Origin of the sequence: Nocardia asteroides, assembly GCA_019930625.1 — a bacterium.
Classification (GTDB): Bacteria; Actinomycetota; Actinomycetes; order Mycobacteriales; family Mycobacteriaceae; genus Nocardia; species Nocardia sputi.
On sequence record CP082844.1, the window covers coordinates 4833480 to 4845426 of the forward strand.

An 11947-nucleotide genomic window follows, 5' to 3' on the forward strand; every position below is an offset into this window, starting at 1 on the left:
TATCGTGACGCAGGTTGACGTTGACGTCAATGTCAACAACACTGAGCGGCATGCACGTCGTCGTGGTGAACAGGGGAGAAGTAGCGGTTCGTGTGCTGCGCACCGCCCGGGAGCGGGATTGGCGGACCTCGACGGTGCACACCGCCGAGGAACGGGACGCGCTGCACGTCCGCTTGGCCGACGACAGCGTGCCGTTGCCTGGCATCGGAGCCGCCGCCTACCTCGACGTGGCGGCGGTCGTCGCGGCGGCCAGGAAGGCGGGGCCGGGCGCGCTGGTGCACCCGGGCTACGGATTTCTCAGCGAAAGCGCGGCATTCGCCTCCGCGTGCGCCGCCGCCGACCTCGTGTTCGTCGGCCCTTCTCCCGAGGCGCTCGAGATCTTCGGTGACAAGACCGCGGCCCGCGCGGCCGCCGAGCGCGCGGGGGTTCCGGTGATCCCGGCAACCCGGCGCTGCGCGGGCGTCGCCGAGGTCGAGGCTTTCCTTCTCGCGCATCCCGACGGGGTGATGGTGAAGGCCGCCGCGGGTGGCGGCGGACGCGGTACGCGGGCGGTGCGGGACGCGGCCTGCCTGCCGGAGGCGTTCGAGCGCTGCCGCGCGGAGGCGCTGGCTGGTTTCGGCGACGACGGGGTCTACGCCGAGGGCTGATCAGCGACGCGCGCCATATCGAAGTACAGATCGTCGCGGACGGGCGAGATGCGGCCGCCGTCGGCGATCGCGATTGCAGCGTGCAGCGCAGGCAGCAGAAAGTGCTCGAGGTGGCGCCCGCGCCTGCTCTCCCCGCGGCACTGCGGCAGCGGTTGCACCGTTGGGCGGTGCGGGTCGCCGAAACCGTCGGCTGTCGCGGTGTCCTCACCGTCGAGTTCCTGGTGCGCGGCGACGACGCGTTCTTCCTCGAGGTCAATCCGCGATTGCAGGTCGAGCACACCGTCACCGAAGCGGTCATGGGAATCGATCTGGTCGCGGTGCAATGCGATCTCGCCCGCGGCGCAATGCTGGCCGATCTCGCGCTACCCGACGCCACTGCCGCGCGCGGCTACGCGGTGCAGGCCCGCCTGAACGCCGAAACCGTCACCCCGGGTGGCGACGTACTCCCCAGCACGGGCACGCTGACCATGTTCGCGCCGCCGACCGGGGGCGGTCTGCGGGTCGACACCGCCGCGTTCACCGGGATGCGGCAGGACGCGCGTTTCGACTCCCTCCTGGCGAAGATCATCGCCTGCGCTCCGTCCTATCCGGCCGCGCTGCGCCGGTGCGCGGACGCGCTGGCCGAGACCGTCGTGACCGGCGTGGACACCAATGCCGGCGTGCTGCGCGCGATCCTGGCGGCGATGTCGGACGGCCGCGTCGTGCCGACCACGTGGTTCGAGCGGCATGTCGGCGAGTTGGTGGAGCGCGCGAGTGATTTCGCCGGGATCGCGCAACCTCCGTTCATCGAACAGAAGGCCGCCGCGTCCGAGATAGCCGGGACAGCTGGGATGGCCGGGATGACGCTGACCGGCGATGAGGAAGCGGTGCTGTCGCCGATGGGCGGCACGGTGGTCGCTCTCGCCGCGCCCGGCGCCGTCGTCGCGGCCGGTGGCGAGGTCGCGGTGCTGGAAGCCATGAAGATGCAGTACGTGGTCCGCGCCGAGCAGGATTTGCGGGTGTGCCGCCACGTCGCCGCGCCTGGTGCGGTCATCGACCCGCGTGCGCCGCTGCTGACCTTCGTCGCCGCCGAACACGACGGCGCGGTCGTGGATCACGGCGCGGTCGACCTGGACTCGGTGCGCGCCGATCTCGCCGAGGTCCGCGCTCGCCACCGCGCCGGCCGCGACGAAGCCAGGCCGGAGGCGGTCGCCAAACGCCATCGGCTCGGACGGCGCACCGCGCGGGAGAACATCAACGACCTGGTCGATGCGGACAGCTTCGTGGAGTACGGCGCGCTCGCGGTCGCCGCACAGCGCCTGCGCCGCAGTCCGGAGGACCTGATCGCCAACACCCCGGCCGACGGCCTGGTCGCGGGCGTCGCCACCATCGACGCCGAGCGATTCGGTCCCGATCGGTCCCGCGTGGTCGTGCTGTCCTACGACTACACGGTGCTGGCGGGCACGCAGGGGATGCGCAATCATGCCAAGACCGATCGCATGCTCGAACTCGCTCGCGAGCAACGACTTCCGGTCGTCTTCTTCACCGAGGGCGGCGGCGGCAGACCGGGCGACACCGACTATCCCGGCATCTCCGGCTTGGACGTCACCACCTTCCGCGCGATGGGTGCGCTCTCTGGCCGGGTTCCGCTGATCGGGATCGTGTCCGGACGCTGCTTCGCGGGCAACGCGGCACTGCTGGGCATGTGCGACGTCGTGATCGCCACCCCCGACGCGAATATCGGCATGGGTGGTCCCGCCATGATCGAGGGCGGCGGGCTGGGCGTGTACGCCCCGGAGGACATCGGCCCGATCGAGGTGCAGCGTCGCAACGGCGTCGTGCACGTCGTCGCCGCGGACGAGGCCGAGGCGGTCTCCATCGCCCGTCGCTACCTCGCCTACTTCCAAGGCGCGACCGAGGACTGGGCGGCGCCGGATCCGCGCCTGTCGCGGCACGTGGTTCCGGAGAATCGCCTGCGGGCCTTCGATATCCGTGCCGCCATCGACGCCGTCGCCGACGTCGGGTCGGTACTGGAGCTGCGGCGCGACTGGGCGGTCGGGATCGTCACCGCACTGATCCGGGTCGAAGGACGGCCGTTCGGCTTGATCGCCAACAACTGCCACCATCAAGGCGGGGCGATCGACGCTCCCGCCGCGGACAAGCTCAGCATGTTCCTGCGCCTGTGCGACGCGCACGGTCTCCCGATCGTCTCCTTCTGCGACACACCGGGCTTCATGGTGGGCCCCGCCGCGGAGAAGGACGGCACGGTGACGAAGTTCAGCCGCCTGTTCATCGACTCCGCCGCGCTCTCGGTGCCGCTCGGCACCGTCATCGTGCGCAAGGGCTACGGTCTCGGCGCACAGGCCATGGCGGCGGGCTCATTCCGCGCCCCCCGGTTCGTCGTCGCCTGGCCGACCGGGGAGATCGGCGGCATGGGCCTGGAAGGCGCGGTCCGCCTCGGATTCGCCAAAGAACTGGCCGCCATCGAGGATCCGGCCGAGCGACAGCAAGCGTTCGACAACCTGGTCCAGCTCGCCTACGACAACGGCAAGGCCCTCACCGCCGCCACCGTGCTGGAAGTCGACGACGTCATCGATCCCGCCGACACCCGCCGCTGGATCGCCACCTTGCGTTGACCGCCCCCCGCGGTCGGCGGCGGGCCGGTCGGTACGGTTGAGAAACGCGCGCCCCATCGTGCGCCGTGCCAGGACGGCCCGTCCTCACCACGGGATCGCGGACCGGCGAGCCGGGCAACGCCCGCGACACGTCCACGGCAGAGACCTGCCGGAACCATGACGATGTCGCTCGGGCCCGTGGCCGGGCTGAAGCTGGTGGACGCACTCGCGGACCGTCTCGCCGACGACCATCGGCTGCATGCCGTGCGTGGCCATTTGAGATGACCGGAGACGGCGTGGGCGCCCGCGCGGCGTATTCGACCGCGGCGGAGCTCACGACGAGCATTCCGCAGAAGCGCTACCTGCTGTCACGGGCCACCCGGCTGGCCGGCGCCGACCGATCACGCGATCGGTGAGGCGGACTTGTCATGGCGAACCGGAATACTCGGCGCCGACCGATCTTCGTGACGAATTGGAGGAGTGCATGGCGCGCGAACTCGATGACCTGCCCTACGCGCGGTACCTCACCGCCTTGGACGGCGATCTCGAGGCCGAAGGCGACTACGACTGCGTTCGGGTGGACGGCGGTGAACTCGACGACCTCGACGTGCGGCACGCGCGATTCAGCGAGTCGGTGTTCACGACGGTCACCTTCACCCGTGGGAGTCTGCGCTACAGCCGGTTCGCCGATGTCTGGCTGCGTCATGTCCGCTGGGTGGGCACCGAACTGGCGGACACCGGATGGCTCGACGGCGAAATGGTGTCGGGCGCGATGTCCGGCGTCGACTTCGCGGGCGCGACTCTGCGGCGGGTGCGGTTCGAAAGCTGCAAGTTCGACTCGGTCAACTTCCGCGGCGCCCAGTTGCGCGAGGTGTCCTTCGTCGACTGCGTGCTGCGCGATTGCGATTTCGCCGAGGCCGCGTTGACCGACGTGACGGTGCCCGGCTCGGCGCTGGTCCGGTTGTCGCTGCGCAGGGCACGGCTGGCGAAGGTCGACCTGCGCGGCGCGACGGCGCTCGACATCACCGACGGGCTCGACAGCATGCGTGGCGCGACGGTCACCGGTCTGCAACTGATGGACCTCGCGCCCGCCTTCGCGCGTTCGGTCGGCATCACCGTGCGGGATTGACAGCCTCCGGACCCGTGGGATCATCCGGATGCCGCCACATAGCCGGGCGAGTGCCGAAAGGCACTGTGCGGCAGCGAATACCGGAACGCCATTTCGCCGAACCGCCGATGCGCGCGACACCCGATTGATACATTGCGCCGATACCGCGCAGTACCGCTTTCATCGAGGACGCGAGCCATGGTCGACCGGGATTCCCTTCGCAGTGCCGCCGGCGTGCGCGCTCTCGTGCGCATCGCAGGCGAGCGAGGCATGGCGCCGGCCGAGTGCCTGGCCGGTACGGCGCTGGCGCCTGCCGAGCTGAGTGACCCGTGCGCCGAGCTCACCGCGCACGACGAACTGCGGATCGTGCACACGGTGCTCGGCCGCTTCGGTGACGAGCCCGGACTCGGCCTCGCGGCGGCGGTCTGTCACCACCTGCGCTCACGCGGGCCGTGGGGACTCGCGCTGCTGGGCAGCCGGACGCTGCGCGAGCTGATCGAGGTGGGGCTGCGCTGCGTCGGTCGCGCGGTGCCGTTCGGGCGGTTGACCGTCCAGGAAGCAGGCGGCGAAGCGCGGCTGGTGTACGAGGACGCGGACATTCCGGCCAGCATGCGGACATTCTTCGCGGAAGTGACCCTGGCGGGGCTGCCCGCCTTCGACCGTGAGCTGTTCTCCGTAGGCGTCCCGGTGCGGCGGGTCAGTTTCCGCCACGCTTGCCCACGCGACATCAAGCGGTATCGCGACATCTTCGGCGTCGTACCGGTTTTCGGGGCGCCGGTGAGCGCGGTGGTTTTCGATCGCGGTCTGCTGGACCGGCCGCTGCCACCGGCGAACGACGTCGCGCGGAACAACTGTGGCCGACTATGCCGCGACCTGCTCGACCGGCACCGGACGCGCACCGGCGTCGCCGCGGCGGTGCGCGACCGCTTGGTGCGCACGCCGGGGGAGATCCCCGACCAGGCGACGGTGGCGCTCGGGCTGTACATGAGCTCGCGCACCCTGTCGCGGAGGTTGCACGAGGAGGGGACCTCCTTCCGGGCGCTGCTGGACGAAGTGCGTCAGACCATGTCGGAGGCGCTGCTCACGCATACCGATATGACCACCGAACAGGTCGCCGCCCGGCTCGGTTACGCGGAGGCGGCCTCGTTCATCCGTGCCTTCCGCCGCTGGCAGGGCTGCCCGCCGCAAACGTTCCGCTCGCGTGGCAGGCGGCTGTGTCACGCACCCGAATCGGTCTGAGCGGCGCGGAGCACCGTCCAGCGAGCGGTCCGGCGCAGGACGCCGTCTCGCGATGAGGCGGCAGACCGTCGGCAATCGTGCTGCCCTGCAGCGGGCAGGGGCGATCCAGCACTGGGATCGGATGCCCGCCACGCTCCCGTACTATCGCCTTCGGAGTCGGCCTGCCGGGGAGATGAAGGAGGAGGGTGTGGAAGTTCGCACCAGCAACGAGCCGCTGTGGTTACGGTCGGGCCAACGACTTCCGGAGCATGCCGCGGGCGCCACGGCACGGTCGGGCGGGGGAACGGTCCGATGAGCGATGAGGGTGCCGATCTACGCTGCGCCGGATGCTCGGCTGTCGGGCTCGACAGCCGACGGTGCGCGTCCTGCGGTCTCGAACTCGGTTATCGCTACGTCGCCCTGCCCGGGCACGACCCGACGCCGTGCGCCGAGTGCGGGGCCGACCGATTCGACACCGACGGGCGCTGCGCGCAGTGTGGCCGTTCGCGGGCCGTGCCGGATCGCTTCGACACCGATCTCGGCGCGGTAGCGGTGCTCACCGATCGGGGCATCGTCCATGCGCGCAATGAGGACGCCGTCGCCGCCGGGGTGCTTCAAGGCGTGGCGCCCGAGGCGCCGTCGGCCGTCGTGATCGCGGTCAGCGACGGGGTGTCGACTTCGTCGCGGCCGCAGGTGGCTTCCGGTGCGGCGGTCCGGGCCGGTGTCGGCGCCACCGCCGCCGCGCTCGCCACGGGATCACCCGCCGCCGAGGCGATCATGGCCGGACTCGCCGCCGCGGCGCAGGCGGTCCGCGAAGTCGACGTTCCCGACGGTCCGGCGCCCTCGTGCACCTACGTGTCCGCGATCGTCGCGCACAACGGTGCTGGAACCGAGATCACCGTGGCCAACGTCGGGGACAGCAGGGCCTATTGGTTGCCCGCCGGTCCGGGCGGCGAACCCGCTCAACGGCTGAGTGTCGACGACTCGTGGGCTCAGGCGCTGGTCGACGCGGGCGCGATGGACGAGCGTGCGGCGATGGCCGACCCACGAGCACACACGCTTATCCGCTGGCTCGGCGCCGACAGCCCGCCGACACCATGGGCGGACAACTGCGTGCGGACGATGCGCACCTCGGGGCCCGGCATGCTGCTGCTGTGCTCCGACGGACTGTGGAACTACTCGCCTTCCCCGTCCGCGCTCGCCGAGCAGGTCGCTGGGGCGAGTCCCGCCCAGGCGGCGCGCATGCTCGCGGAGTTCGCGTTGCGCTGCGGCGGCGGCGACAACATCACCGTCGCGCTGGCGCCCATCCCCTGGGAGAGCGGTTCACCGGTTCCATAGACAGCGATGTTCATGGTTGCGTATGGTCGTCGACTATGACGAAGTTCGCCGGGAAAACCTGTCTGATCACCGGCGCGGCCAGTGGTCTCGGTCGCAGTACGGCACTCGCGGCGGCGGCCAAGGGCGCCGCGCTCGTGCTCACCGATATCGCGGCGGAGGGTTTGGCGCGCACCGCCGCCGACGCGCGCGACGCGGGTGCGACCGTCCACTTGGCCGAGGCCGCCGACGTCAGTGACTACGACCAGGTCGTCGCACTGGCGGCGGCGGCCCACGACGCGGTCGGCAGCGTCGACATCGTCATGAACGTCGCGGGCATCGCCACCTGGGGCACCGTCGACCGGCTGACGCACAGCCAGTGGCGGCGCACCATCGACATCGACCTCATGGGCCCGATCCACGTGATCGAAGCGTTCGTCCCGCCGATGATCGCGGCCGGACGCGGCGGCCATGTGGTGAACGTGTCCTCGGCGGCGGGCCTGTTCGGGTTGCCATGGCACGCGCCCTACAGCGCGAGCAAGTTCGGCCTGCGCGGGGTTTCGGAGGTGCTGCGTTTCGACTTGGCGCGCCACCGCATCGGCGTGAGCCTGGTGTGTCCCGGTGCGATGGCCACGCCCATGGTCGACAGCGTCGATATCGCGGGCGTCGACCGTACGGCCGAAGCGGTGCAGCGTGGCGTCGCGCTGTTCATGCGGCACGCGGTCACACCGGAGGCGGCGGCCCGATCCATCGTGCGCGGCGTCGAGCGCAACCGCTACCTGGTCTTCACCTCGCCCGACATTCGCGTGGGCTTCTGGGCGCAGAGGTACTTCCCGCCCGCCTACAACCTCGCCATGCGCGGGTTGAACTGGGCCATGAATCGCTATGTCGAGCAGCAGGCAGGCGCACCCGCGAACTGAGCGCACCGGGACCATCGAGCGGACCGAGCCGAGCGGCGGGAAAATTAGTCGACGGCGTCACCGCGGCTCGCCATGATCGTCTCCATGACATCGGCTGTCTACCTGATCACCGGTATCCAGGCCGCGGGCAAATCCACCGTCGCTCAGGCGCTAGCCGAACGGTTCCCGCGCTCGGCCCACGTGCGTGGGGACGTGTTCCGTCGATCAGTCGTGCGCGGTCGCGTGGAGATGAGCGCCGACCCGTCGCCGGAGGCGCTCGCTCAGCTGCGATTGCGGTACAGCCTGGCCGCCGCGACCGCCGACGCCTATGCGGGCTCCGGCTTCACGGCGGTCGTGCAAGATGTCGTACTCGGCGAATTCCTGCCCTGGATGGCGGGTCTGATCAGCACCCGGCCCCGCTATGTCGTCGTGCTGGCGCCGCGCCCCGAGGCGGTCGCCGCACGCGAGGCCGGGCGCGGCAAAGACGCCTACGACGAATTCACCGTCGCCGGTCTGGACAAACTGCTGCGCGAGACCACCCCGCGGATCGGGCTCTGGCTGGACACCTCGGATCTGACGGTCGAGCAGACGGTCGATCAAATACTCGACGAGGCCGGACCACTGGAGGACTGGTCGCCGGTCCGCGGGTGCCGGACGCTCAAGGAATGTCGCGCGGCACCTGCAGGGGAGTGAGCGAACTGGTGGCCGGACCCTCGAGCAGCGTGCCGTCGGCGGCGAAGCGCGAACCGTGCAACGGGCAGTCCCAAGTACGTTCGGCGTCGTTCCAGTTGACGATGCCGTACAGGTGCGGGCAGATCGCGGAGACCCGGTTGGTGACGCCGTCCACCGTGCACACGGCGGTCGGATGCAGGCCCTCGCGCAGCACCGTGCCACAGCCTTCGGCCGGCGCCGCGCCGTCGTGACGGGTCGCGACCCGCAACCAGCCCGCGGAAAGTCGGCCCGCCACAGCCCCGTTGGTCTTCGTGGCCGCGGGCAACGCCTTGAGTTCGTCCGGACGCCAGCTCGCGAGCGCGCCCGCCCACCGAGGTTGCGCTCCGGTGAGACGCCCGGCCAGCGCGATGGCCGCAGCCACACCATTGGTCAGACCCCATTTGGCGTAACCGGTGGCCAGCTGGATGTCGTGCTGTCCCGGCAGCACCGGGCCCACGTAAGGGAGTTCACCGACGGGGGAGTAGTCCTGGGCGGACCACCGGTGCGTCAACTCGGCGCTGGGGAACCAAGTCCGCGTCCAGCTCACGAGGTCATCGACTTTCTCGCGGGTCGACCCGCCGCGCCCGACGACGTGGCCGTTGCCACCGACCAGCAAGAGTTCACCGTCCGTTCCCTGCGCGCGACGCAGGGAACGGGTCGGGCTGCCCGCGCTGATGTACATATCGCGCGGGATCGGTTCGTCCAGTGCGAACGCCGCCAGATAGGAACGTTGCGCGGTGAGGCGAGCGAAGAACCCGCCCCGATCGAGGATCGGCGTCCCGGTGGCCAGCACCACCCGGCGCGCACCCAGATCGCCGTGCTCGGTATCGATGACCAGATCACCGCGCGCGCCGTGATGCACGCCGCGGACCAGAGTGGATTCGTAGATCGGTGCGCCGTGTGACTCCACGTCGGCGGCGAGCGCGGCCAACAGCGCCATGGGATCGAGTTGCGCCTGATCGGCCAAGCGGACCGCGCCGTGCGCCGGGAACGGGACATCCGGTTCGCCGAGCAGTTCGGTGGGCAGGCCCGCCTTCTGTGTCGCGGCGTATTCGGCGCGCACCGCCGACATTTCGTCCTCGCTCTGCGCGTAGGTCAGCGCGGCGACCCGATCGACCGCAACGCCGTGTGCGGCGCAGAAACGCAACAGCCATTCCTGCCCTTCGCGGTTGGCCTCCACGTAGTCGCGCAGGACGTCGTCGGAGTGGTGGCGGGCGATCTGCTGAGCGCGAGTCCCTTGCAGCAGGCTGACCTTCCCGGTGGTGGCGCCGGTCGTCCCGGCGCCGACGCGCCTGCCTTCGACCACGGCCACCTCGACGCCGTTCTCGACAAGCAGCAGTGCGGTCACCAGTCCGGTGAGCCCACCGCCGATCACCACCGTGTCGAAGCGCGATCCCGGCGTCAACCGCAACCGCGCCGGAACTTGCGCGCCGTGCAACCATAGGGACGTCATAAGCCCGGCATAGCCGGTCTCGGCGGGGTGAAACGCCCGCGCCGCTTCCTCATATCGACGCGTGCTCACTGAGCTGCCGGTCCGCGGCGGCGAGCACCTCGGCGGCGCTGATCATGCTCAACCCCGCCGCGGGCGTATCGGACAGCGGATCGCCGACATGTCCGGCCCACAGCGCGGTATGTGCCACTCGTTCCGGCGGCGGCCCCCAGATCGTGGGCGAATCGGGGCCGAAGATCAGCACCGACGGGGTGCCGAACGCTGTGGCCAGATGCCCGACGCCGGTGTCGCCGCTGAGCACCAGCGACGCGTCGGCCACCGCAACAGCCAGTTGCCGCAGCGTGAGTTGCCCTGCGAGCACGCTGGTTTCGGGCAATCCGGCCTGTTCGGCGACGGCGCGCGCGAGCGGACGATCCGCGGCGCTGCCGACGACGTGCACCGAGCATCCCCAGTCGCGCAGGCCGGCGGCCACCGCCGCGAACCGCTCGGCAGGCCAGCGCCGGGCAGGTGCACCACCTGGATAGACGACGATGGATCGGCGCTCGCCGGTGCTCTCCGGCGGCGGTGTGATGTCCAGGCGCGCCGGGTCGGCCGCGATACCGGCCCACTCCAGCAGCCGGCACCATCGCACGGTCTCGTGCAGGCCTGGTTCCCACAGCGGCCCCGGCACCAGCGGAAAACCCTTGTGGCGGTGCGTGATCGTCCGCTCCGGATCCGTCGCGAGCAGCGCGCGTATACTGTCGGCCCCGGCGTCGTGCAGATTGACCGCGAAGGTCGGCGGCGGCGCATTCCAGCGCAGTCCGCCCGCCATAGGGGTCGCATGCAGTTCATCGACGCAATCGGCCAGGTCCACGACCGGGCGTAGCCATCCCGGAGCGGCGAGGACGAGCCGGTGTCGCGGACGGGCATCGTGTAAGGCGCGCAGGGCGGGAACCGCGGTCAGCAGCTCCCGCAACCCGTGCGCGCGCAGCGCGAGCAGGACGGTCACGGAAAGCCTCCACTTCCGGCGCGAACGGCACGGACCCGCCGACCGGGTCGACGTCGTTGGCGACCCGGGGCGGGGTGTGCCGCAAAGCTTCGAGGAAACACGTCTCGAAGCCCGTCGGGCCGCGTGCGGTCCTCGACGCCGTTGTCGAGGGCTACGCACGGGTCCGGCGACTCCCGCCCGGTTCGGCGCCTGGATCACCCCGGCGGGAGTGGTATGGGCAGCGCTATTTCGGTACGAAGATGCCGGTGAGATCGGCCTTCCGGATCGGAGTGTCCGGATTGGCCTGTGCCGCGCACATCAGCTTGATCGCCGCGATCGCGGCGTCCACGGTCGTGGCGTCGGGCGTTCCCTCGCCTTCGCGTTCCTGCTCGAGGAACTTCTCCGTGGTGACGCGTTGCTTGTCGGCATCCTGGGCGACGTATTCGTTGCACGGGGTGTCGCCGCCCTTGTTCACGATCTTCTCCGGCTCGTCGCCGCACCCTGCCGCGCACACCGCCAGCGCGGCCGCGACGGCGATGCTCAGGCGGCCGGACCGGCGCACGGCGCTCATCGGCCGACTCCCGCCAGAGCCGAGGCGAGATCGGGCACGTCGAGCGCTCGCACGGCTTGTTCACGCACATCGGGGCAGTTCTGCGTGGTGATGGCGTCGATCGTGGCGCGGTCGGTGAGGACCACGTCGTTGAGGCCGCCGTTGCGGGCCGCCCAGTTGTGCACGGTGCCGTTGAATGTCACCTTGGCTACCGTGGCGCCCTGCCCCTGCCAGGTGTCGATGTCGGCGCGCATCATGTCGCACAACTGCCCCGCCGCCTCCGCGGTGATCTGGTCGGGATTCGGCACTTGCGCGCTGGTCGGGCCGGGCATGGTGATCGACACGGTCGCGGGCTCGGGCGTGTCCGCGGCCGGATCGCCGTCGTCACCCGAACATGCCGTGAGCACCGATCCCGCCGCCAGCGCGCCCACGAGCAGGACGACGCGGCCCAGGAGCCGGTTGGGCTGGTCTGTCATTGTTTCTCCTGTG

Annotated in this window: 9 protein-coding genes and 1 pseudogene; 6 read left to right on the top strand and 4 right to left on the bottom strand. The window is 70.5% G+C overall.

Features of this window, described 5'->3' with window-relative positions; translation table 11 throughout:
• Positions 1–50: 50 nt before the first annotated feature.
• The 6 genes and pseudogenes from K8O92_22375 to K8O92_22400 all read left to right on the top strand — a co-directional run bounded on the left by K8O92_22375 (position 51) and on the right by K8O92_22400 (position 8473).
• Positions 51–3262 (top strand): annotated as a pseudogene (locus K8O92_22375) (ATP-grasp domain-containing protein).
• Positions 3263–3725: 463 nt separating this feature from the next.
• Positions 3726–4370, top strand: a complete 645-nt coding sequence (locus K8O92_22380; GenBank protein UAK30637.1) for a pentapeptide repeat-containing protein — start codon at positions 3726–3728, stop codon at positions 4368–4370.
• 177 nt (positions 4371–4547) lie between these two features.
• Positions 4548–5588, top strand: a complete 1041-nt coding sequence (locus K8O92_22385) for an AraC family transcriptional regulator (protein UAK30638.1) — start codon at positions 4548–4550, stop codon at positions 5586–5588.
• Between the two features lie 291 nt (positions 5589–5879).
• A complete protein-coding gene (locus K8O92_22390) occupies positions 5880–6905 on the top strand; it encodes a protein phosphatase 2C domain-containing protein (protein UAK30639.1) in 1026 nt (341 codons plus the stop codon).
• Between the two features lie 35 nt (positions 6906–6940).
• Entirely contained in the window at positions 6941–7801 is an 861-nt protein-coding gene (locus K8O92_22395) for an SDR family oxidoreductase (protein UAK30640.1), read from the top strand.
• An 84-nt stretch (positions 7802–7885) separates the two neighbouring features.
• Entirely contained in the window at positions 7886–8473 is a 588-nt protein-coding gene (locus tag K8O92_22400) for a phosphotransferase (GenBank protein ID UAK30641.1), read from the top strand.
• On the opposite strand, the gene K8O92_22405 is transcribed toward K8O92_22400, so the two are convergent.
• From K8O92_22405 to K8O92_22420, 4 genes are all read right to left on the bottom strand, one after another.
• Positions 8439–9944: an FAD-dependent oxidoreductase gene (locus K8O92_22405; GenBank protein UAK30642.1), complete on the bottom strand. Its 1506-nt coding sequence runs from the start codon at positions 9942–9944 to the stop codon at positions 8439–8441. The genes K8O92_22400 and K8O92_22405 overlap by 35 nt on opposite strands.
• Positions 9945–9993: 49 nt before the next feature.
• Positions 9994–10929: a glycosyltransferase family 9 protein gene (locus K8O92_22410; protein ID UAK30643.1), complete on the bottom strand. Its 936-nt coding sequence runs from the start codon at positions 10927–10929 to the stop codon at positions 9994–9996.
• Between the two features lie 223 nt (positions 10930–11152).
• Positions 11153–11479, bottom strand: a complete 327-nt coding sequence (locus K8O92_22415) for a hypothetical protein (GenBank protein ID UAK30644.1) — start codon at positions 11477–11479, stop codon at positions 11153–11155.
• Entirely contained in the window at positions 11476–11934 is a 459-nt protein-coding gene (locus K8O92_22420; protein ID UAK30645.1) for a hypothetical protein, read from the bottom strand. The genes K8O92_22415 and K8O92_22420 overlap by 4 nt, the downstream gene beginning before the upstream one ends.
• Positions 11935–11947 lie beyond the last annotated feature (13 nt).